The organism is Cupriavidus sp. GW821-FHT02F09 (genome assembly GCF_059421605.1).
This window is the reverse complement of record NZ_JBWKVH010000008.1, coordinates 133,894-156,554: the sequence shown is the minus strand read 5'-3', so window position 1 is coordinate 156,554 and position 22,661 is coordinate 133,894. Positions and strand designations below refer to the sequence as shown.

Genomic DNA, 22,661 nt, shown 5'->3' with positions numbered 1-22,661 from the left:
TGGGAGAGGGGAGCCAACCGGCTAGCACCCATGCTTCCCCAGTCCATCGATCAAACCGCTGCCCTGCTGGAGGCACAGCAGTACTTCGCCGATCGCGAAACCGCCACCGTGCTGTACCTGGCACTGCGCATGCAGCGCCCGCTCTTCCTCGAAGGCGAGCCCGGCGTGGGCAAGACCGCGCTGGCGCGGGCCATGGCCGACGCGCTCGGCACGCGCTTGCTGCGCCTGCAATGCTACGAGGGGCTCGACGCCTCCAGCGCGCTGTACGAATGGGATTACCCGCGCCAGATCATGGCGCTGCGCCTGGCGGAAGCGCGCGGCGAGCGGCCCGACACGCAATCGCTGTATCACGACGATTTCCTGCTCAAGCGCCCCTTGCTGGAATCCCTGCTGCCCGACCCGGCCGCGCCCGGCATCCCGCGCGTGCTGCTGATCGACGAGATCGACCGCGCCGACGAGCCCTTCGAAGCCTTCCTGCTGGAGGTGCTGTCCGAGTTCCAGGTGTCGATCCCCGAAATCGGCGTGATCCGGGCCGAGCAGCCGCCGCTCATCATCGTCACCTCCAACCGGACCCGCGAGGTGCATGACGCACTCAAGCGCCGCTGCCTGTACCAATGGATGGGCTATCCCCAGCGCGAGCGCGAACTGCAGATCGTGGCCGCGCGCGCCCCCGAGGCCGCCGCCGCGCTGCAGCACCAGGCCATCGACTTCATCCACCGGCTGCGCGGCATCGACCTGTTCAAGTCGCCCGGCATCGCCGAGGCCATCGACTGGTGCCGCGCGCTGGCCGCGCTGGGCGTCTGTGAGCTCGATCCGCAATCGGTGCGTGACACGCTGGGCGTGCTGCTCAAGTACCAGGACGACCTGGCCCGGGTCGATGGCCCCACCGTGGCCGAGTTGCTCGCCAGCCGGGCGCCGGGAGCCTGAACCATGCCCCGGCTCCATCCGGACGCTCCGCTGGCCACCGTGCCACCCGCCGGCACGCTGCCCATGCTGGCGCGCAACGTCACGCATTTCGTGCGGCTGCTGCGCGATGCCGGCTTTGCGCTGTCGCCCGCACAGGCTGTGGATACGCTGCTAGCGCTGCAATACGTGGACATCGGCAGGCGCGATGAGGTGCGCGCAGCCATGGCGGCCCTGATGGTGAGCGGGCCCGATCAGCGCCTGTTGTTCGACGCCGCCTTCGACCTGTTCTGGCGCGACCCGGACTGGGAGGGCAAGCTGCGCGCCCTGCTGCTGCCGCGCGTGGATGCCGGCGCACCGCCGCCGCCGCGCAACAACCGGCTGGCCGACGCGCTCGCCGCCCAGCGCCCGCCCGAGTCCGGCCGACGTGGCGAGGACCATGTCGAACGCTTTACCGCGCCGCTCACCTTCTCCGCGCAGGAGCGCCTGGCGCAGCGCGACTTTGAAACCCTGGGCGCGGAAGAATGGCGCGCGCTGCAGCACATGATCCGCGCGCGCCACGCGCGCCTGGCCACCGAGCGCACGCGCCGCCTGCGCGCCGCCACCAGCGGGCCGTACGCCGACCTGCGCGCCAGCGCGCGGCTGGCGGTACGCCAGCAAGGCGAATGGCTGCGCTGGAAATACCGCCGCCGCGCCGAGCGCCGCCCGCCGCTGGTGCTGCTGCTCGACATCTCCGGCTCGATGAGCCAGTACTCGCGCGCGGTGCTGTACTTCTGCCATGCGCTGATGCAATCGCGCGAGCGGCTGTCTGTGTTCCTGTTCGGCACCCGGCTGACCAACATCACCCGCTGGCTGCGCGAGCGCGACCCGGACGAAGCGGTTGGCGCCATCACGGGCCAGGTGCGAGACTGGGCCGGCGGCACCCGCATCGGTGCCGCGCTGGCCACCTTCAACCGCCAGTGGGCGCGCCGCACGCTGTCCGGACGCGCCACGGTGCTGCTGGTCACCGACGGGCTCGACCATGAAGACATCGACCTGCTAGACGCCGAAATGGCACGCTTGCGCCGCTTCGCCCATCGCATCGTCTGGCTCAACCCGCTGCTGCGCTATGCCGGCTTCGTGCCGCAGGCACGTGGCGTGCAAGCCATCCTGCCGCATGTGGACGCCCTGCGCTCGGCGCACAACCTGGACAGCCTGTTCGCGCTCGAATCCCTGCTGGCCGCGCGCGACACCCTGGCCATGCCCGCGTTTCCCGCGGCGCCAAGGCCCGCAGACATTAAAAACATGAAGGACACCAAGGAGACGCCCCAACCATGGAAATGACACAGACGCGGCAACTGCCGGTAGCGCAGCAAACCGCCTGGGAAGCCCTGAACGACACGGCGCTGCTCAAGCAATGCATCCCAGGATGTGAGAGCATCGAGCCTGACGGCGACAACGCCTACCTGGTGGCGCTGACCGCCGCGGTGGGCCCGGTCAAGGCGCGCTTCAAGGGGCGCATGGCCCTGCAGGACATCCAGGCGCCCGACAGCTACACCATCCAGTTCGACGGACAAGGCGGGGTCGCCGGTTTCGGCAAAGGCACCGCGGCCGTCACGCTGGCCCCCGAAGGCGACGCGACGGTGCTGACTTACACGGTCAACGCCCAGGTTGGCGGCAAGATCGCGCAGATCGGCTCGCGCCTGGTCGACGCCGCCGCGCGCAAGATGGCCGATACCTTCTTCGACCGCTTCACGGCGGCGGTGAGCGGGTCCGGCGCGCAGGGTGACGAGCCAGGCACGGATGACAATGTCGCCAAGGACGGAGCGGCGGCCGGCGAAGGCAGCGCGCCCGATGAACAAAACGGTGAAACGAAGCGGAAACGATCATGGACAGCGTGGATCTCGAAGTCCTGAAAAGCAGTGTGAAGTGGCAGGCCGAAGGCCATCGCACGCTATTGGTGACGGTAGTCAGAACCTGGGGCTCCTCGCCCCGGCCGGAAGGCGCCATGCTGGCCGTGCGCGACGACGGCCTGGTGGTCGGCTCGGTCTCGGGCGGCTGCATCGAAGATGACATCATCGACCGGGTACGGCGCGAAGGCATTGCCGGCGCGCACCCCGAAGCCGTCAAGTACGGCATCAGCGCCGAGGAAGCGCACCGCTTCGGCCTGCCCTGCGGCGGCACCATCGAACTGGTGACCGAGCCGCTCGGCGCCGATAGCCACCTGGACGAACTGCTGGCCGCCGTGGAAGGCGGCAAGCTGGTAGCCCGCACGCTCGACATGGCAACTGGCCGCGCCACCCTGGGCCCGGCCGAGGCCACCGACGGCCTTGCCTTCGACGGCGCCACCCTGCTCACCATTCACGGGCCGCGCTACCGCATGCTGGTGATTGGCGCGGGACAGCTGTCGAAGTACCTGAGCCAGATCGCTGTTGGCCTGGGCTTCCAGGTCACCGTGTGCGATCCGCGCGAGGAATACACCGAGACCTGGGACATCCCCGGCGTCACCATGGTGCGCACCATGCCGGACGACACCGTGACCGACATGAAGCTCGACGAGCGCTGCGCGGTGATCGCCGTCACGCACGACCCCAAGCTCGACGACCTGGCCCTGATGGAAGCCTTGCGCACGCGCGCCTTCTATGTCGGCGCCCTCGGCTCGCGCCGCAACAACCAGGCGCGCCGCGAGCGGCTCAAGGAGTTCGACCTCAACGACCTGCAGCTCGCGCGGCTGCACGGCCCGGTCGGCATCTACATCGGCAGCCGCACGCCCCCCGAGATCGCCATCTCGATCCTGGCCGAAGTCGTCGCCGCCAAGAACCACGTCTCGCTGCCCGACATCCTCCAGGTAGAAGGCGCCAAGGCCGCGCGCGAACTGGCCGCCAACGAAGGCAGCACCTGCAGCCCCACCCCGTGACCAGCCCGCTGACGGGCCCCATCAACGGCGCCATCCACACTGCCGAGCCCCCCACCGGCATCTTGCTGGCAGCCGGCTACGGCCGCCGCTTCGACCCCGCCGGCCAGCGCAACAAACTCCTGGCCACGCTGCCCGACGGCCACACCGTAGCCGCCCGCAGCGCCCGCACGCTGGTCTCCGTGCTGCCCGGCACGCTAGCCGTGATCCGCCCGGGCAACGCCGCGCTAGCCGCCGAATTGCAAGCTGCCGGCTGCCGGGTCCTGGAGACGGCAGCCGCCGAAGCCGGCATGGGCGCCGCGCTGGCCGCGGCGGTGGCCGCCACGCCCGACGCCAGCGGCTGGGTAGTGGCGCTGGCCGACATGCCGTGGCTGCCGGCCGAGCTGGTGCGCGCGGTGGCGTTGACGATCACGACACGTGACGCGATTGCCGCACCGTGGCGCGACGGACGGCGTGGGCATCCGGTTGGATTCGGGTCCGCGTGGCGGGATGCCCTGCTGAAGCTTGATGGGGATGAAGGCGCGCGGGAATTGTTGAAGACGCAGCCGGTGATGAGGATTCTGACTGAGGATGAGGGGGCGTTTCGGGATGTGGATACTTTGGGGGATTTAGGGGGGAGGGGGTAAGGGGGTAAGGGGGTTGGGGGGGTGGGGGGTATTGGGGTGTTTGCTGGCGGTGTTGGTTTTTGCACCCAAGGGCCGTACGACATCTGCCTGCGGGGTTGGTCGCTGTTTGTTTCATCGGCGTTGGTTTTTGCACCCAAGGGCCATACGACATCCCCCTGCGGGGGCTGCCGGTCACTTTTCTTTGACCGGCAAAGAAAACTAACGAAAAGAAAGCCGCCCTGCCGGGAGCAGAGCAATCAGGCTGTTTTTGCCTCGGTGGTTGCGTCGTACGGCCCAGAGTGTTGGCTGGCGGATCCTACCGACTCAAAGGATATCGCACTTACATGACCCAATGGTCACGTGGTGGTGCCCCTGATCGCTTTGCTCGGTGAGCGTTCGAGCATCTGCCGTTCGCGGTGCGTAGCACCACTATCCTGCCTGCCTCGGTGGTTTCGTGGTTTTGTCTCTGGCGGCGGGCGCCCGGCCATTTGATGCCCTGCCGTACCGGCGCGAGCGGCGCCTTGCTTCACCCCCCTCTGGTTTCGTGGTGGGCACCGTGTCCCGTGCGCGAGGGCCGCGCTCGCACCCACGGCGCTCGTCCTCCGAGACAAAACCACGAAACCGGCCACACCCGAAACGGCGCAGCACTTCGCACCGCGAACGGCAGATGTGGGAACGGGCACCGCACACGAGGTCAGGGGCCGCACCACGTAACACATGGGCCATGCAGAAACGATGCCCTTGGGGTCGGTAGGATCGGCTAGCCAACACTCCGGGCCGTACGACGCAACCACCGCCCCACATAAGCCTGATTGCTCTGCTCCCGGCAGGGTCGGCTTTCTTCTCGTTAGTCTTCTTTGCCGACGCAAAGAAGAGTGACCGGCAGCCCCCGTAGGGGGATGTCGTATGGCTTTTGGGTGCAATAACCAACGCCGCTCAAAGAAACAGCAACCAAGCAAGCAAGGGCGATGTCGTCCGGCCCTTGGGTCCAAAAACCAACACCGCCAGCAAACACCCCAATACCCCCCTACCCCCTTACCCCCTCCCCCCCTTTACCCCCCATCCGTCTCCGCCAAAGTCCTCAAATACTCCCTCCTCCACCAATGCACATCCTGCGCCCGAATCCGCTCCAGCAGCTTCTGATGCCGGGACTGCCGCTCAGCCAGCGGCATATGCAAGGCCTGCTGAATCGCCTGCGCGGTAGCATTGATATCGTAAGGATTCACCAGCAACGCCTCGCGCAATTGCTCGGCAGCACCAGCAAACCGCGATAGCACCAGGACCCCGGGATCGTCCGGATCCTGCGCGGCAACAAACTCCTTCGCGACCAGGTTCATCCCATCGCGCAACGGCGTCACCAGCGCCACGCGGCAAGCGCGGCAAAGGCCCGGCAAACGGCGCCGTGCCGTGGTGCGGTGGATATAGCGCACCGGCATCCAGTCCAGCTCGCCATACTCGCCATTGATCGCCCCGGACAGCCCTTCCAGCTCGCGCCGCAGATCCGCGTAGGCGTCCACCGTTTCGCGCGACGGCGCGGCAATCTGGATCAGCGTGGCGCTGCGGCGGTTCTCCGGATACTGCGCCATCAGCGTCCTGACCGCCTTGAGCCGCTGCGGCAGCCCCTTGGAGTAATCGAGCCGGTCGATCCCAAGCAGAAGACGGCGGCTCGAATACTGGCCGCGCATCATCTCGTACGTCTCGCGCGATTCCTCGCACTGGCCCAGCGCGGCGAACTCGTCGACGTCGATGCCGATCGGAAACGCCTGCGCGCGCACGGTGCGGTGGAAAGCCCGGAAGCGATACTCGCCCATGGGCTCGGCCTGCGCTTCGCTTTGCACGTAGCGCGAGAAATGCTCGAGATCGAGCTGGCTCTGGAAGCCAACCAGGTCATAGGCGAACAGGGCTCGCATCAGCCATTCGTGCTGCGGGATGGCGGCAAGGATCAGCGGCGGGGGCAGCGGGATATGCAGGAAAAAACCCATGCGCTGGCCGCAGCCCATGGCGCGCAGCTCCGACGCAAGCGGGATCAGGTGGTAGTCGTGGATCCAGATCACATCGTCCGGGCGCAGCAGCGGGGCAAGCTTGCGTGCAAAGAGCTGGTTGACGCGGCGGTAGATGTTGAGATAACCGGAGTCGAAATCCGCCAGGTCGATGCGATAGTGGAACACCGGCCACAGCACGCCATTGCTGTAGCCCTGGTAGTACGCGTCGTGGTCCTCGCGGCACAGGTCGACCGTAGCCAGCGTGACATTGCCGGCTTGCTGGATATGCAGCTCGCCCTCGCCCGGCGTGCCGCCCTGCGCGGCCTCCACAATCTTGCCGCTCCAGCCGAACCACATGCCGCCGGTAGCCTTGAGCGCTTCGCCCAGTGCCACGGCGAGGCCGCCCGCGGCAAGGTTGCGCGGATCGGCCACGCGGTTGGATACCGCTACTAGTCTGCCCATACATTCCTTTGCGCTGGCCTTGCCGCGCGCGCCTTCAGATCACGGAATCCCATGGCGCGGACAGGCGCATGGCGCCGTTGATCAGGCCCACCATCGAGTAGGTCTGCGGAAAATTGCCCCACATCTCGCCGGTCACGGGGTGCGTATCCTCGGACAGCAGGCCAAGCGGATTGCGCGCCGCCAGCATGGCCTCGAAGATCTCGCGCGCTTGCTCCCGGCGCCCCACGCGCGCGAGCGCATCGATACGCCAGAAGGTGCAGATGTTGAAGGCGGTCTCGGGCTTGCCGAAGTCGTCCGGCGCCTCGTAGCGACGCATATAAGGCCCGTCGCACAGCGACGCTTCCATGGCCTTGAGCGTGGACATGAAACGTTCATCCCTGGGCTCGATAAAGCCGACCTCGGCCATCAGCAGCACGCTGGCATCGAGCTCGCGCCCGCCGAAGCTCTCGGCGAACGCCTGGCGTTCCTCGCTCCAGGACTCGCGCACGATGCGCACCTTCATGCCGTCGGCATGCTGGCGCCAGTAAGCCGCGCGATCGGGCAATTGCAGCGCATCGCCGATCTTGGCGAGGCGGTCGCAGGCGGCCCAGCTCATCAGCGCGGACGAGGTATGCACCCGCGCGCGCGTGCGCAGCTCCCACATGCCCGCATCGGGCGTGCCGAACACGCGTACCGCCTGCTCGCCCACGGTTTCCAGCACATGGTACTCAGCCACCCCGCCGCGGTGCAGCAGGCGATGGTCGTGGAAAGCCTGCGCCGCGCCCAGCACCACGTTGCCGTAGACATCATGCTGGAAGTGCTCCTGTGCCTGGTTGCCCACGCGCACCGGACCCATGCCACGGTAGCCGGACAAATGATCGAGCATGCTCTCCGGTAATTCGAGTTCCAGCCCGATGCCGTACAGCGGCTGGATATGGCCATTCTTGGATTGCATCACCACGTTGGACAACCAGCGCAGGTAGTCCTCCATGGTGCCGACCTCGGACAAGCTGTTGAGCGCACGGATCACGAAGAAAGCATCGCGCAGCCAGCAGAAGCGGTAATCCCAGTTGCGCCCGCTGCCGGGCGCCTCGGGAATGCTGGTGGTCATGGCCGCGACGATGGCGCCCGTCTCTTCATACAGCGACAGCTTGAGCGTAATGGCGGCGCGGATCACCGCGTCCTGCCACTCGCGCGGCACCGCAAGACGGCGGCTCCACATCCTCCAGTAAGCCGTGGTTTCCTGCTCGAAGTCGCGTGCGATTTCCTCCACGCCGCCCTGCAGGGTTTCGTCCGGCCCAAGGATGAAGTTGAGGTCGCGCGTGAGCAGGAAAGGCGTGTGCGACAGCACATAGGTCAGCGGCGCGTCGGTGGTCATGCGCAGCGTGGTGCCGTCGCCGATATAGCGCACGTGGCTGCTGCCGCGCGTGATCTCGGGCTTGATGCGCCCCCAGTCAAAACGCGGCGCCACCGTCACGCGCACACGCGGCGCGCCCTGAACCGGCCGGATGCGGCGGATCAGCGAGGTGGGGCGGAAGTAACGTCCGATGCGAAAAAAACGCGGCGCGAAATCGGTGATCTCAAGGCTGTTGCCATGCCGGTCGGTCAGCCGGGTCCTCAGCACGGCCGTATTGGGCTCGTACCACTGGTGCGCTTCCTGGAAGTCCTCGATTTCGATGGCAAAGTGGCCAGCGTTCTCGCCCGGATCGAGCAAGGCATTGAAGACCGGGTCGCCGTCAAAGCGCGGCAGGCAGCACCACACAATGCGCCCGCGCCCGTCGACCAGCGCGGAGATCGCGCAGTTGCCGATCATGCCCAGCGATAGCGAAGGGTCGGCGTAGCGGCCGGCACCTCCGGCGCGCGCCGGATTATCCTCGGTGGATGGGTTGCTCACAGCGAATCCCCCTCAAGACGTCGTTGTGGATGTAGCTCCGGAAACCTGCTGCTTGCCCTGCGCGGCGGCCATGACTTCGAGTGCCTTGGCGGAGCGATGCAGCCAGCAGCGCAGCGCGGCCGGGCCGGTCACGCTGACGGTGGCGGCGCTGGGCCGCGCGCCAACCAGCAGGCCGACGCCGCCGAGGCGGCGCACCACGGCAAAACCAGCCTCGTCGGTAATATCGTCGCCGGCAAACAGCGGCGTGCGCCGCGCAAATGGCGGGCTGCGCATAAAGGCGTCGATGGCGCCACCCTTGTCGATGCCTGCCGGCTTGAGCTCCACCACCATCTTGCCGTGCAGGACTTCGATGCCGGGCACGCCGCTGGCGAGTTCGGCCGCGAAGTTGCGCACCATGCCTTCGAGGTGGGGAACGGCGCGGTAGTGCACCGCCACCGCGACCGACTTGCGCTCGAGCTGCAAGCCGGGATGCGTACCGACCAGGACTTCCAGCGGCGGGAGCAGCAGCGGCACGCCGGGGTCGGGCTGGCGCAGGCGGTGGCCGCCCGCGTCGCGCAGCTCCGCGCCATGCACGCCGGCGCACGGCAGTTGCAGCGGATGCAGGAAATGATCCAGCTCGGCGATCGGCCGGCCGGAAACCAGGGCTAGCGCGCCACCCAGATGCAGATGCAGGGCGCGCAGCGTCCCCACCAGTTCCGGTTCGACCTGCACGAGGTCAGGACGCGGCGCAAGGTCGGCCAGCGTACCGTCGAAATCCAGGAACAGTGCGGTGTTCGGTTCGATGAGAGGTAGGGAAGGCATTGCGTTACACCGTATCACGAGTGTTCCGGCAGCGTCCACCGGGCTTCGTCCTACAAGGTGCGCAAGCGCCCCTTGGGCGCGCCACGGCGGTGCCTGCACCGCTGCGGTGCACAACGCGCCTCGGCGCACGAAGGTGAGCTTGCCTGCCCTTCGCGGCCGCCTGCACAGGGGTGCAGCCATCGCCGCCCCCCGCCATCCTTTATCATTACCGGTTTCCGCCAATCCCCGCCCCGGCTGTCCACGATGACCCGCAAACCCGATTACCTGAGAAAGATCCTGACCGCCAAGGTGTACGACGTGGCCCAGGAGACCGATCTCACCTATGCAAACCTGCTCTCCGCGCGCACCGGCAACAAGGTGTGGTTCAAGCGCGAGGACACCCAGCCGGTGTTCTCGTTCAAGCTGCGCGGCGCGTACAACAAGATGGCCTCGCTGTCGCCGGAAGAGCTCAAGCGCGGCGTGATCGCCGCCTCGGCCGGCAATCACGCGCAGGGCGTGGCGCTGTCGGCCGCGCGCCTGAAGTGCAAGGCGCTGATCGCGATGCCGGTCACCACCCCGCAGGTGAAGATCGACGCGGTACGCGAGCGCGGCGGCGAGTGGGTGGAAATCGTGCTGCACGGCGACTCGTACAGCGACGCCTACAACCACGCCGCGGTGCTGGAAAAAAAGCACAAGCTGACTTTCATCCACCCCTTCGACGATCCCGAAGTCATCGCCGGCCAAGGCACCATCGCCATGGAAATCCTGCGCCAGCACCCGGGCCCGCTGCATGCGGTGTTCGTGGCGATCGGCGGTGGCGGGCTGATCTCCGGCATTGCGTCCTACATCAAGGCCGTGCGCCCGGAGATCAAGGTGATCGGCGTGCAGACCGTGGACTCCGACGCAATGAAGCGCTCGGTGGACGCGGGCAAGCGCGTGGAGCTCAAGGAAGTGGGCCTGTTCTCGGACGGCACCGCCGTGAAGCTGGTCGGCAAGGAAACCTTCCGCATCACGCGCGAGCTGGTCGACGAGATCATCCTGGTGGACACGGACGCCATCTGCGCCGGGCTCAAGGACGTGTTCCAGGATACCCGCAGCATCCTGGAGCCGGCCGGTGCCATGGCCGTGGCCGGCCTGAAGCTCTACGCCGAGCGCGAGAAGCTCAAGGGCCAGCACCTGGTGGCCATTGCCTGCGGCGCGAACATGAACTTCGACCGCCTGCGCTTCGTGGCGGAGCGCGCCGAGGTGGGCGAGGCGCGCGAGGCGGTCTTCGCGGTCAGCATCCCCGAGGAACGCGGCAGCTTCAAGCGCTTCTGCGAGCAGCTCGGCACGCGCAATGTGACCGAGTTCAACTACCGCATCGCCGACAAGAGCATGGCGCATATCTTCGTCGGCGTGCAGATTGCGAGCCGCGCGGAGAACGAGAAGATCGCCGCCGGATTCCGCCGCCACGGCTTCGATACGCTGGACCTGTCCAACGATGAACTGGCCAAGCAGCACATCCGCTACATGGTGGGCGGGCACTCGCCGCTGGCGCATGACGAGCTGCTGTACCGATTCGAGTTTCCCGAGCGGCCGGGCGCGCTGATGCGCTTCCTGTCGAGCATGAGCCCGAACTGGAATATCAGCCTGTTCCACTACCGCAACCAGGGCGGCGACACCTCCAACATCCTGGTTGGTATCCAGGTGCCCAAGAACGAGAAGCGCGCCTTCCGCGCCTTCCTCGCCACGCTGGGCTATGTACACTGGGAAGAGACCGAGAATCCCGTGTACAAGCTGTTCCTGTCCTGATCATCCGAGGCAACCATGAGCCTTCCCGAACAATCGCCGCTAGGCAAACCCTCGGCCTACAAGACCGAGTACGACCCGACGTTGCTGTTCCCGATCCCGCGCCAGCCCAAGCGCACGGAGATCGGGCTGGCGCAAGGCCGCGCGCTGCCGTTCTTCGGCGTGGACATCTGGAACGCGTACGAGCTGTCGTGGCTGAACATGAAGGGCAAGCCGCAGGTGGCGCTGGCCAGCTTCATCATTCCGGCCGACACGCCCAACATCGTCGAGTCCAAGTCGTTCAAGCTCTACCTGAATTCATTCAACCAGAGCAAGATCGCCTCGCCCGAGGCGTTGCAGCAGTTGCTGCACCACGACCTGTCCGAGGCCACCGGCGGCACGGTGCAGGTGCGCCTGGTGACCGAGGCTGATCTCGGCACGCAGAAGATGGCCGAGCTGGACGGCGTGCAGCTGGACCGGCTCGACATCGAAACCGACATCTACGAGCCGGCGCCGCACTTGCTGCATGCCGCCCAGGACGAATCGCCAGTGGAAGAAACACTGGTCTCGCACCTGCTCAAGTCGAACTGCCTGGTAACCGGCCAGCCGGACTGGGGCAGCGTACAGATCCGCTACGTGGGCGCGCCGATCAACCAGGAAGGACTGCTCAAGTACCTGATCTCGTTTCGCAACCACAACGAGTTCCACGAGCAATGCGTGGAGCGGATCTTCACCGACGTGATGCGGCAGTGCAAGCCGGTGAAGCTGGCGGTTTATGCGCGCTATACGCGGCGCGGCGGGCTGGATATCAACCCGTTCCGCACCAACTTCAACACGCCGTGGCCGGACAACCGGCGCAACGCACGGCAGTGATGCCGTAGGCCTTGCAGCCAGCAGAGAAGAGAGAAGGCCCGGCGCGTGCGCCGGGCTTTTTTACGCCATCAGAACTTGTGCCAGTCTCCCGATTGCTCGAAGGCATGCGCGGCACGGTAGATGGTCGCCTCATCCCAATGCTTGCCCACCAGCATCAAGCCGATCGGCAGCCCGTTGCCCAGCCCGCAGGGCACGCTCATGGCCGGATGACCGGTGGCGTCAAACGGCGCCGTATTGGCCACCATCTCGAAGGCGCGCTGGATCACTTCGGCCAGCGGCGCACCGGGCGCGGGAATCGGCTGCGCCTTCAAAGGCAAGGTCGGCATCAGCAGCAAGTCATAGCGCTGCAAGGTGTCGTCATAAGCCTGGCGCAGCTGACGCGCGAGGTTCTGCGCCTTGGCATAGAAACGCCCGCCATACTGCTGCATGAAGAACTCGCCGACAAACATCGACAACTTGAGCGAGGGCGAAAGCTGGTCCGCCTGCTCGCGCCAGCCCGCATGGCGCTCCAGCAGGCTCGTGGTGTAAAGGCCCTTCCAGTTGAAGCCCATGCCGTTGCCATGCATCATCTGCGCCTGCAAGCCTTCCAGCGCGATGGGCGTCCAGATGGCGGCGCCGTCCAGATGCATGGGAATGCCGACTTCCTCCACCACCGCGCCAAGCCGCGCCAGGCGCTGGGCGCCCTCGCGTACCTTGGCATCGACATCGGCCTCGCTGTTGGCCAGGCCGAATCCTTCGCGCACCACGCCGATGCGCAAGCCCGCCACGCCCCTGCCGAGCGCCTCGGTATAGCGCTCGACCCTCGGCGCGTACTGGCGTGGGTCCAAGCCATCGGGCCCGGCGATCACCTCCAGCAGCAAGGCGTTGTCAGCCACGGTGCGGGTCATCGGGCCGGTGTGGTCGATGGTGGATTCGATCGGCATGATGCCGGTATAGGGAACCAGCCCATGCGTGGGCTTCATGCCATAGCAGCCGGAAAACGCGGCGGGAATGCGGATCGAGCCGCCCTGGTCGCCGCCGATCGCCATGTCCACCTCGCCCGCCCCGACCAGTGCGCCGCAACCGGAGGACGACCCACCCGCGATATAGCCCATCCGATAGGGGTTGTGCACGGGGCCGGTGGCGTTGGTATGGCTGCCACCGGACAGACAGAAGCACTCGCAATGCGCCTTGCCGACGATGGTGCCGCCGGCGTCGAGGATGCGCGTCACCACCGTGGCGTCGAGATCGGGGACGTAGCCTTGCAGCGTCGACGAGCCGTTCATCATCGGCACCCCGGCCAGGCAGATATTGTCCTTGAGCACGATCGAGCGCCCTGCCAGCGCGCCGCCGGCGGCCCCCTTCACTTCGGTCTTGACGTACCAGGCATTGAGGCGGTTTTCCTGGGGCGGCGGCTGGTGGCCCGCGTTGCGCGGGTACTTCGGCTCGGGCAGGAAGTCAGGCAGTTCGTCGACGCGGTCGTAGGCCTGGATGCTGCCTTCCATCAAGGCGAGGTACTCGGCGCATTCGGCCTCGCTCATCGTCATGTGCAGGCTGGCGATCAGCTCGTGCATCTGGGCCTGGGTGGGGCGCTTCACGGTCATGGCGTACTCCTGTGCAAGGTGGGAAAGGCATGAGAAGAATGGCCCGTTATCCTGGGGCAGCCGTCATATTATTTTCCAAAGAAATAATTTCCAAGGAAAATATTTAGCGGCTAGGGAAAACCATGGCGACACAGCCGTGGACTCAGAGTTGCCTGACGACGTTGAAAAAGTGGCCGTTGGCCTCGGCAAGGAAGACCGGTTGCTGCACCCGTGCATTGCCGCGCCACGACAGTCCGCGCACGCTGCGGAAAACCAGCGGCGCTGTGCGCCGCGCACGCTGCGGCGCAGCGGCCAGCGCCGCCAGGAAGTGCACGCCATCGTAGACGGACTGCCCCAGCGCATTCAGCACCGGTGCCCGTTCACCAAAGCGGCCGTGATAGCGTTCCTTGAAGGCCATGTTGGCCTCGTTGGGCAGGGCGGCGAAATAGCCGGCGGCCGCGAACAGCCCCTCGGTATTGGCGGCCCCGATGGCAAGCAAGCCGTTTTCCTCGATGGCGCACGACAGCCGGCGCACACGCCGCTGCAGGCCCGATGCGCCGAACTCGCGGTTAAAACGCACGGCATCTTGCCCGATCAGCGAAAGCAGGACCGCATCGGGCCGCAGCATCTCGATCTCCTGCAGGACCTTGCGATAGGACGCGCAACCGTGTTCCACATAGCGATCGGCCAGCACTTCCCCGCCCAGCGCCCTTAGTGCGCCGCTGGCCAGCCCGTGCGAGGCACGCGGCCAGACGCAGTCATTGCCGACGAACACCCAGCGGCGCGCGCGGTACTGGCGATACATCGCCGCCAGCGCGGGCAAGAGTTGCTGATCCGGTGTTTCGCCGATCGCGTAGACACCGGGCGCGCATTCGCCGCCTTCGTAGAGCGGCGTATAGACAAACGGAATCCGTCCCCCCGTGGCGGCGCGCACGCGCGAGCGCACCGCGCTGGTATGCATGCCGACCACAGCGTCGATTTCGCCCTCGCGCACCAGGCCGCCGAGCAAGTCGGGGATATCGCGGCACTCGTCGACGGCGTTGAACACGTGGAGGCGGAGCTCCCGCCCGCGTATGCCACCCTGCCGGTTCAGTTCTTCCGCCGCGAGCTGCGCGCAGGCGCGTGCCGACGGGCCCCAGATCCCTGCGGCGCCCCGCACCGGGACTAGCAGGCCGACGTTCAGGCAATCGGCGCGGCGCGCGCCGTAGCCGGCCGGCGGCGCATCGACCAGGCAGGTCAAAGCCGGGTCGTCCGGCGCCGGGGCGCAACTGGGCTGCAGTGGCTTCCATTGCATGGCTTCGTCTCCTTGCCGGGCGGGGCGGCAACGCCGCGTCTTGTCAGCGCGCCTCGATCCGCACGAATAGCAAGCGAGGACAAGGCCAGAAAACTTTCCTGGGAAAGTTTTCCCGTATTTTTCCCGTATACTAACGCAGTGTTTCACGCAGGCCTGCTCATGAGCGATTTCGACAGCTACCTAGCCCAACTCCTGTCACGCGCCCACCTCGCCGTCCACGCCCGGCTGGAACAGGCGCTGGCGGCGGAAGGCGTACAGGTCGAACATTGGAAAGTACTGCGGGTGCTGGCGGACGAGCAAGGGCACGCCATGGGCGAGGTGGCCCAGGCGCTGGCGATGCATCCGCCCACCCTGACCAAGCTGGTTGACCGCATGATCGGCCATGGCCTGGCCATGCGCAGCCCCGACCTGCACGACAACCGCCGCGTGCTGCTTTACGCCACCGACGATGGACTGGCTCTGTCCAAGCGGCTCAATCGGCTGGTGCAGCAGCATGAGGACGGCATCGTGCGCAGCCTTGGGCCCGCCAAGGCGAAACAGCTCAGGGCATTGTTGAGCGCGCTGGGCGACTGAGCCACCGGCAAGCCGCCGCCCCCGGGACTCAGAACTCCGCGTGCAGGCGCACGCCGTAGAACATCGCCGGGCCGCGGTCGCGGTTGTAGCCAGGATTGCGGATGTACTGGAAGTCCGGGCTGATGCTCAGGTACTTGACCGGCTGGAAGCTATAGAACAGCTCAACGACCTGCTCAGGACCATAGCGCAACGCGCCATCGCCAAGAAAGGCGCCCTGCCCGCCGGCAGCCAGGTAAGCCTGGTGCCGCGACCCCAGCATATTCACCGACATCGCCAACCCAACCACATCGCGCGGCCGGCCCCACGCATTGCCGTTGAGCACGCCGCCGGCGGCGACCTGGCGGCCGATTTCCGTAAAGGCGTAGGTCTCGGTCTTGTCGTCCGACATATTGGCGCGCGCGAACACACCGAGCGATTCGTTGACCCGCTGCATCAGCGACAATCCCGCGCCGATCTTGGCGTGCTCCTCGCGCACATTGGCCACGTCCGGCGCGGCGCCAGTGGCGGCGCCGAGTTGCACGGCATCGCTGAACGCGCCCATGCGCGCCTTGTTGCGCCAGAGCAGCAGGCGCGCCACGCCGGGCTGGCCGGCCAGGTTGTAGCGCTTCTCGAACTCGAGGATGTCGCCATAGTGCTGGAACATCCGCGTATCGAGTTCCAGCCCGTTGGACTCCAGCGGCTGCAGGAAGCGGCCAAGCCGCACCGACCACATGTCGCCGATGTACTCAAGCGCCACGCCCCAGTTGTAGCCGCGCGCATCGGCCGGGTAATCGAAGGAGCCGTGCGCCATGAACGACCAGTTCATGAACTGGGTGCGCGGGTCGGAGCCGTACTCGTTCTGGTCGAACACATCGAGCACGCCGAAGTTGCCGGCGGTCAGCACCACGCGGCGCTTGTCGACGCTGCCGGCCAGCTGGTTGAAATCGGCGTCCAGCTGTTCGCTGCCGCCGCCCAGCCCCCAGGTCTGGCGGACAAACGCGCGCGCCCGGTAGAACACCGGATTGGTGCTCGATACCTTGGCCAGCTCGCCGTTGCTCAGCCCGCCCAGGCCGTGCAGCTCGGAAAACGGCACGCCCTGCGTCACCTCCGGATTGAAGTGGAACTCCGCGCCGCGCCACAGGCGCAAGCCAAGATCGAGCGTGGTGCTGAACGAGTAGCTCTTGGCGCGGTCCGCCGTCAGGCTGTTGGCGCCGGAGTAGGCCGCGCCAAAGGACGGCTTGCGCTGCCAGATATAGGTGGTCTGGCCATGGAAGGCGTAGTCCTCGGGGGCATCGGCCTGCGCGGGCGCGTCGCTGCTTGTCCCGGCTTTTCCCTGCGCCAGGGCGGGCATGGCCGCCATGCCGGCAAGGCCGGCCAGCGACAAGGCCACACCCGCCAGGCGAGTGGCAAAAAACAGGCGTAGCCGCGCTGGGGCGGCGTGGAAGCGACAAAGCAGCATGAAAAAATCCGGGGAACAGCCGCAGGCAAATTCAGGGGCAAGCCCGGCTGATGGGCGGACGAAGCATAGCCAAGCGTTTATGACATGTCTACCTTGCATTGCTGCGGCGCAACATAATGAGAAGACAAGTTGCTTAAACATCACGTTGTAATCGGCCTTGAATTAATTAATTCACAAATTAATATTATCTGCAGATTCAGGAGCCGCCATGCCGCCTGCTACTGCCACCCCGCCCCCAAGCCGCCGTCCGGGCCGGCCTGCCGCCGGGCATGGGGGTAGCGCGGGCCAGCGCGAGCAATTGCTGGACGCCGCCACCGAGCTGTTCGCCCAGCGCGGCGTTGCCGCCACGCCGATCAAGACCATCGCCATCCATGCTGGCGTCACCCCGGCGCTCGTGCACTACTACTTCCGCGATCGCGACCAGTTGCTTGACGCGGTGGTCGACGAGCGCCTGCAGCCGCTGGTGGAACAGGTGTTCGCGCCGGCCGCCGCCGACAGCGCGGACGCGGCAGCCATGCTGGTGGGCATTGCCGGGCGGCTGATCCGCACCGCCGCCGCCACGCCATGGTTTCCCGGGCTGTGGATCCGCGAGATCGTCGGCGCGGACGGCCAGCTGCATCAGCGCGTGCTGCAGAAGATCGCGCTGCAGCGCGCTGGCCTGGTGATCGGCCCGCTGGCCGCGGCGCGCGCGCGCGGCGAGATCAACGCCAGCCTGGAGCCGGCGCTGCTGATGGTGTCGCTGATCGGCCTGACGCTGCTGCCGCTGGCCACTACCCATATCTGGCGCCGCCTGCCCGGCGCCGGCGCCATCGACAGCGAGGCGCTGGTGCGTCACGTGAGCGCGCTGCTGGCGCACGGCTTGGGCGTACCGCCGATCGCGCCGATCGCGCCGATACCGCATCCCGGGCCGGCCGCGCCGCCGTCCGCCTGAACCCAGCCTGCCCGCCACGGAGCCCGCATGCCTCGCCACGCTCAGCCTCATTCCTCCCGCCTCGTCGCGAACCTGCGTGCGGGCTGGCCATCGGCCGCCCTGATCGGCGCGGCGCTGCTATCTGCCTGTGGCGAGCCTGCGCCACCCTCCTGGCAAGGTTATGTGGAGGGCGAATTCGTCAGCGTGGCCTCCCCCTTTGCCGGCCGGCTGGACCAGATCTCCGTCCAGCGCGGGCAGCAGGTGGCAAGTGGCGCGCCGCTGTTCGCGCTGGAGGCCGACGACGAGCGCGCGGCCCGGCAGCAAGCGGCAGAACAAGTGCGCGTGGCCGAGTCCCAACTCGCCGACCTGCAGACCGGCAAGCGCGTGCCGGAAGTCGACGTGAGCCGAGCCCAGCTGGCGCAGGCGCAAGCCGCCTCGGTGCGCAGCGCCGCGCAACGCAAGCGCGACGAAGCCCAGTACGCCATCGGCGGGATCGCGCTGGCGCAGCTGGAAGAGAGCCGCGCCACCGCCGCCTCCGACGCCGCCCGCGTGCGCGAGCTGCAGCGCGATATCGACGTGGCCCGGCTGCCGGGACGCACCGCGCAGCAGGCGGCCCAGCAAGCCCAGGTGGCCGCCGCGCGCGCCGCGCTGGCGCAGGCCGAGTGGAAGCTGTCGCGCAAGACCGTGGGCGCCACGCAGGCCGGCCTGGTCTACGACACGCCCTTCCGCCTTGGCGACTGGGTGCCGGCCGGCAGCCCGGTGGTGCGGCTGCTGCCGCCGGGCAACGTCAAGGTGCGTTTCTACGTGCCGCAGGCCGTGCTCGGCGCATTCAAGAACGGCCAGGCCGTGCGCGTGCGCTGCGATGGCTGCGCCGCGCCCATTGCGGCCACGGTCACCTACATCTCCAGCCAGGCCGAGTACACGCCGCCGGTGATCTACAGCAATGAAACGCGCAACAAGCTGGTGTTCCTGGTGGAAGCGCGGCCCGCACCGGCCGACGCGCCCAAGCTCCATCCGGGCCAGCCGGTCGAGGTGGCAAGGCCATGAACGCGACCGTTGCTCCCCTGGACGGCGGGCCCGGCAAAGCCAGCGCCCTGGCCATCGACGTGCACGGCATCAACAAGCACTACGGTGACAAGCACGTCGTCAACAACCTGACGATGCAAGTCGCGCGCGGCGAGATCTTCGGCTTCCTCGGCCCGAACGGCAGCGGCAAAACCACGTCCATCCGCATGATGTGCGGGCTGCTGACGCCGGACTCCGGCACCGGCACCTGCCTGGGCTACGACATCCTGCGCGAGACCGCCGAGATCAAGCGGCGCGTGGGATACATGACACAGAAGTTCTCCTACTGGGACGATCTCTCCATCCGCGAGAACCTGGATTTCGTGGCGCGCGTGTACGGCATGCCGCGCCGGCGCGAGGTGGTGGACCGGGCGCTCGAGCACCTCGGCCTGGCCAGCCGCGCGCAGCAACTGGCCGGCGCGCTCTCGGGCGGCTGGAAGCAGCGCCTGGCGCTGACCGCCTGCCTGCTGCATGAACCGGAACTGTTGCTGCTGGACGAGCCCACCGCCGGGGTCGACCCGAAGGCGCGCCGCGATTTCTGGGAGCAACTGCACCAGCTAGCGGCGCGCGGCATCTCGGTGCTCGTCAGCACGCACTACATGGATGAAGCCGAGCGTTGCCACAAGCTCGCCTATATCGCCTACGGCAAGCTGCTGGCGCAGGGCACGGCAAGCGAAGTGGTAGCCGGCCAGAAGCTCGTCACCTGGAGCGTGCAGGGCGAGCAGCTCTCCGCGCTGTCGGATCAGCTCAAGGGCGCGCCGGGCGTGGAACAGACCGTGGTGTTCGGCAGCGCCCTGCACGTCACCGGGCACGACGCGCCCGCGCTGGAAGCCACGCTGCGCCGCGTTGCCGGCCCGCAGCACCGGATCGAGCCGATCGAGACCAGCCTGGAAGACGTCTTCATCCACATGATGAGCGGCGCTGAGGACAATATGCGCGCGGGCAAGCAAAAGCAAAAAACCAGGCAGGACGGCAAGGGAGCCCGGGCATGACGCGCGACGCAGGCGAACCGGCCAAGGCCACCAACGGCGCACGCTTCCCGCTCTCCCTGCAGCGCTGGTGGAGCATCGTGCTCAAGGAGTTCCTGCAGCTGCGCCGGGACCGCGTCACCTTCGGCATGATCGTCGGCCTGCCCATCGTGCAGCTGATGCTGTTCGGCTTCGCCATCAACACCGATCCACGCCACCTCACCACCGCGGTCATCGCCGCGGACCAGAGCGAGTTCACCCGCTCCTTCGTGGCCGGCATGCAGGCAACCACCTACTTCAACGTGGTCGGCACCCTGCCCGACGAAGCCGCCGGGCGCGAGGCGCTGATGAAGGGCGAGGTGCAGTTCGTGCTCAGCATCCCGCCCGACTTCACCAGCCGGCTGCTGCGTGGCGAACGCCCGGCGCTGCTGGTGGAGGCCGATGCCACCGACCCTTCCGCCACCGGCTCGGCCATCGCCGCGCTGTCGCAGCTGCCGTTCTCGGTCGCGGACAAGGACCTGCAGGGCGCGCTGGCGCACCTGGCGGGCGGCAAGCCGCCGTTCGACGTGCAGGTGCAGCGCCTCTATAACCCGGAGGGACTCACGCAGTACAACATCATTCCCGGATTGATGGGCGTGATCCTGACCATGACCATGGTCATGATGACGGGCCTGGCGATGACGCGCGAACGCGAGCGCGGCACCATGGAAAACCTGCTTGCCACGCCGGTCAGGCCGCTGGAGGTGATCAGCGGCAAGATCATCCCTTACATCTTCATCGGCCTGATCCAGTCCACCATCATCCTGCTGGCCGCGCGCTGGGTCTTCGGCGTGCCCTTTGTCGGCTCGGTGGTCGCGGTCTACCTGGCGGCGCTGCTGTTCATCGCCGCCAACCTGACCGTGGGCATCACACTGTCGTCGCTTGCGCAAAACCAGTTGCAGGCGGTGCAGCTGACGTTCTTCTACTTCCTGCCGAACCTGCTGCTATCCGGGTTCATGTTTCCCTTCCAGGGGATGCCGCGCTGGGCGCAGGCCATTGGCAACGTGCTGCCGATGACCTACTTCAACCGCCTGATCCGCGGGATCCTGCTCAAGGGCAACAGCTGGACCGAGCTATGGCCGAACGTGTGGCCGATGGCCCTGTTCACGGTCGTCGTCATGACCATTGCAGTGCGCTTCTATCGCCGCACGCTGGATTGAGGAGCCTGCCATGCCAGCCTCGCCACACGGTAAATCCACATCCCGCACGGTCCTCGCCGTGCTGGCGGCAGCCATGCTTTCGGCATGCGCGGTGGGCCCGGACTTCACCGAGCCGGCCGCGCCCGCTGCGCCGTCCTATACCGAGGGCACACAGCCAGCGCGCACCAGCGCCGCCGACGCACCGCACGGCCAGGCACAAACGCTGGAGAGCGGCGCCGACGTGCCGGCGCAATGGTGGACGCTGTTCCGCAGCCCCGCGCTGGACCACGCCATCCGCGCGGCACTGGATGCCAGCCCGACGCTGGCGCAAGCACAGGCCCGCATTGAACAGGCGCGCCAGGAACTGGTGGCCACCACCGGCGCGCGCCTGTTGCCGCGGGTGGACGCCAAGCTCAACACCACGCGCCAGCAGGTCGACTTCAACTCGCTTGGTATCACCGCCTTTCCCAGTCCCGGGCCGTTCACGCTGTACGGCGCCAGCGTGGAAATCTCCTACTCGCTCGACCTGTTCGGCGGCCAGCGCCGCGAACTGGAAGGCCTGCGCGCGGCGGTGGACTATCAACGCTTCGAGCTGGAAGCCGCGCGCCTGACGCTGGCCGGCAACGTGGCCACGGCCGCCATCCGCGAGGCCGGCTTGCGCGCGCAGATTGCCAACACCGAGGCCATCGTGGCGGCGCAGCAGCGCCAGCTCGCCATCACCGAGCAACGCTTGCGCGCAGGCGGCGTGGCGCAGGTGGACGCGCAGCGCCAGCACAATGAACTGGCGCAGAGCCAGGCCTTGCTGCCGGGCCTGGTGCAGCAGCTTGCGGCCACGCGGCATCAGCTTGCCGTGTACCTGGGACAGGCGCCCGCGAGCGTCCAGCTGCCCGAGTTCCGGCTGGAAGATCTCACCTTGCCCGCCACGCTTCCGGTGAGCCTGCCCTCCGCCATGGCGAAGCGGCGCCCGGATATCCGCGCGGCCGAGGCGCTGCTGCACCAGGCGTCGGCCAATATCGGCGTGGCCACCGCGCAGCTCTACCCGCAGCTCACGCTGTCCGGCAGCGCCGGCACGCAGGCGCTCTCCGCGCGCGATCTGTTTGGCAGCATCAACGTGTGGTCGCTGGCCGCGGGGCTGGTGCAGCCGGTGTTCCGGGGCGGCGAGCTGGTGGCGCGCAAGCGCGCGGCGCAAGCGGCCTACGCGCAATCGCTCGCGGCCTACCAGCAAACGGTGCTGCAGGGCCTGCGCGAAGTCGCGGATTCGCTGCGCGCGCTGGAGGCCGATGCCAACACCTTGCAGGCGCGCGCCGACAGTGCGAAACAGGCCGCCGATACGCTGTCGATCGTGACCGGCCAGTATCGTCTCGGCGGCGTCAGCCAGCTTGCGGTGCTCGATGCCGAGCGGCAGTACCGGCAGGCCGCGCTTTCGCTGTCGCAGGCTACCGCCAGCCGCTTTACCGATTCCGCGGCGCTGCTGCAGGCGCTAGGGGGCGGCTGGTGGCAGGCAGAAGCGGCCGCTGCGCAGTGAAGCGTAGTGC

The 22,661-nt window shown here is 67.3% G+C and carries 19 protein-coding genes; 13 read left to right on the top strand and 6 right to left on the bottom strand.

Features of this window, described 5'->3' with window-relative positions:
- The first annotated feature begins 30 nt into the window (after positions 1-30).
- Genes AC07XB_RS12275 through AC07XB_RS12255 form a run of 5 tightly spaced genes read left to right on the top strand, consistent with a single transcriptional unit; the run spans position 31 to position 4,422 of the window.
- Positions 31-927 carry an AAA family ATPase gene (locus AC07XB_RS12275; RefSeq protein WP_150987835.1) on the top strand — a complete coding sequence of 299 codons (897 nt, stop codon included), beginning with the start codon at positions 31-33 and terminating at the stop codon, positions 925-927.
- A gap of 3 nt (positions 928-930) precedes the next feature.
- Positions 931-2,226, top strand: a complete 1,296-nt coding sequence (locus AC07XB_RS12270) for a vWA domain-containing protein (RefSeq protein ID WP_492830544.1) — start codon at positions 931-933, stop codon at positions 2,224-2,226.
- A complete protein-coding gene (locus tag AC07XB_RS12265; RefSeq protein ID WP_183032719.1) occupies positions 2,217-2,798 on the top strand; it encodes an SRPBCC family protein in 582 nt (193 codons plus the stop codon). Before AC07XB_RS12270 ends, AC07XB_RS12265 begins: the two co-directional genes overlap by 10 nt.
- Positions 2,771-3,799, top strand: a complete 1,029-nt coding sequence (locus AC07XB_RS12260) for an XdhC family protein (protein ID WP_492376387.1) — start codon at positions 2,771-2,773, stop codon at positions 3,797-3,799. The genes AC07XB_RS12265 and AC07XB_RS12260 overlap by 28 nt, the downstream gene beginning before the upstream one ends.
- Positions 3,796-4,422 (top strand): nucleotidyltransferase family protein, encoded by a 627-nt coding sequence (locus tag AC07XB_RS12255; RefSeq protein WP_492830542.1) that lies wholly within the window; start codon positions 3,796-3,798, stop codon positions 4,420-4,422. The genes AC07XB_RS12260 and AC07XB_RS12255 overlap by 4 nt, the downstream gene beginning before the upstream one ends.
- A gap of 1,031 nt (positions 4,423-5,453) precedes the next feature.
- On the opposite strand, the gene AC07XB_RS12250 is transcribed toward AC07XB_RS12255, so the two are convergent.
- From AC07XB_RS12250 to otsB, 3 genes are read right to left on the bottom strand one after another with little or no spacing between them, the layout of a single operon-like run.
- The gene (locus AC07XB_RS12250) at positions 5,454-6,845 is read right to left on the bottom strand and encodes an alpha,alpha-trehalose-phosphate synthase (UDP-forming) (RefSeq protein ID WP_174425597.1); all 1,392 of its coding nucleotides are present in this window, start codon (positions 6,843-6,845) and stop codon (positions 5,454-5,456) included.
- A 34-nt stretch (positions 6,846-6,879) separates the two neighbouring features.
- Positions 6,880-8,718: a glycoside hydrolase family 15 protein gene (locus AC07XB_RS12245; RefSeq protein ID WP_492830540.1), complete on the bottom strand. Its 1,839-nt coding sequence runs from the start codon at positions 8,716-8,718 to the stop codon at positions 6,880-6,882.
- Positions 8,719-8,730: 12 nt separating this feature from the next.
- The gene (gene otsB / locus AC07XB_RS12240) at positions 8,731-9,519 is read right to left on the bottom strand and encodes a trehalose-phosphatase (RefSeq protein ID WP_492375788.1); all 789 of its coding nucleotides are present in this window, start codon (positions 9,517-9,519) and stop codon (positions 8,731-8,733) included.
- Positions 9,520-9,762: 243 nt separating this feature from the next.
- On the opposite strand from otsB, the gene ilvA reads away from it, so the two are divergent.
- Entirely contained in the window at positions 9,763-11,289 is a 1,527-nt protein-coding gene (gene ilvA / locus AC07XB_RS12235; RefSeq protein WP_174425600.1) for a threonine ammonia-lyase, biosynthetic, read from the top strand.
- A gap of 15 nt (positions 11,290-11,304) precedes the next feature.
- Entirely contained in the window at positions 11,305-12,138 is an 834-nt protein-coding gene (gene queF / locus AC07XB_RS12230) for an NADPH-dependent 7-cyano-7-deazaguanine reductase QueF (protein ID WP_043343529.1), read from the top strand.
- Positions 12,139-12,206: 68 nt separating this feature from the next.
- On the opposite strand, the gene AC07XB_RS12225 is transcribed toward queF, so the two are convergent.
- Both AC07XB_RS12225 and AC07XB_RS12220 read right to left on the bottom strand, forming a co-directional pair.
- A complete protein-coding gene (locus tag AC07XB_RS12225; RefSeq protein WP_492830538.1) occupies positions 12,207-13,721 on the bottom strand; it encodes an amidase in 1,515 nt (504 codons plus the stop codon).
- A gap of 142 nt (positions 13,722-13,863) precedes the next feature.
- A complete protein-coding gene (locus AC07XB_RS12220) occupies positions 13,864-14,994 on the bottom strand; it encodes a substrate-binding domain-containing protein (RefSeq protein ID WP_492375786.1) in 1,131 nt (376 codons plus the stop codon).
- 159 nt (positions 14,995-15,153) lie between these two features.
- On the opposite strand from AC07XB_RS12220, the gene AC07XB_RS12215 reads away from it, so the two are divergent.
- A complete protein-coding gene (locus AC07XB_RS12215; protein ID WP_309407351.1) occupies positions 15,154-15,567 on the top strand; it encodes a MarR family winged helix-turn-helix transcriptional regulator in 414 nt (137 codons plus the stop codon).
- Between the two features lie 28 nt (positions 15,568-15,595).
- Here AC07XB_RS12215 and AC07XB_RS12210 read toward each other — a convergent pair whose 3' ends face one another.
- On the bottom strand, positions 15,596-17,005 hold the full coding sequence (locus AC07XB_RS12210) for a carbohydrate porin (RefSeq protein WP_492375785.1): 1,410 nt from the start codon (positions 17,003-17,005) through the stop codon (positions 15,596-15,598).
- Positions 17,006-17,213: 208 nt separating this feature from the next.
- On the opposite strand from AC07XB_RS12210, the gene AC07XB_RS12205 reads away from it, so the two are divergent.
- Genes AC07XB_RS12205 through AC07XB_RS12185 form a run of 5 tightly spaced genes read left to right on the top strand, consistent with a single transcriptional unit; the run spans position 17,214 to position 22,651 of the window.
- Complete coding sequence (locus AC07XB_RS12205; RefSeq protein WP_492375784.1) at positions 17,214-17,936, top strand: TetR/AcrR family transcriptional regulator; 723 nt, start codon at positions 17,214-17,216, stop codon at positions 17,934-17,936.
- 27 nt (positions 17,937-17,963) lie between these two features.
- A complete protein-coding gene (locus tag AC07XB_RS12200; RefSeq protein ID WP_492375783.1) occupies positions 17,964-18,962 on the top strand; it encodes an HlyD family secretion protein in 999 nt (332 codons plus the stop codon).
- A complete protein-coding gene (locus AC07XB_RS12195) occupies positions 18,959-19,972 on the top strand; it encodes an ABC transporter ATP-binding protein (RefSeq protein WP_492830535.1) in 1,014 nt (337 codons plus the stop codon). Before AC07XB_RS12200 ends, AC07XB_RS12195 begins: the two co-directional genes overlap by 4 nt.
- Positions 19,969-21,147: an ABC transporter permease gene (locus AC07XB_RS12190; protein WP_492810521.1), complete on the top strand. Its 1,179-nt coding sequence runs from the start codon at positions 19,969-19,971 to the stop codon at positions 21,145-21,147. The genes AC07XB_RS12195 and AC07XB_RS12190 overlap by 4 nt, the downstream gene beginning before the upstream one ends.
- Before the next feature lie 10 nt (positions 21,148-21,157).
- Complete coding sequence (locus AC07XB_RS12185; RefSeq protein ID WP_492830533.1) at positions 21,158-22,651, top strand: efflux transporter outer membrane subunit; 1,494 nt, start codon at positions 21,158-21,160, stop codon at positions 22,649-22,651.
- The last annotated feature ends 10 nt before the right edge of the window (positions 22,652-22,661 follow it).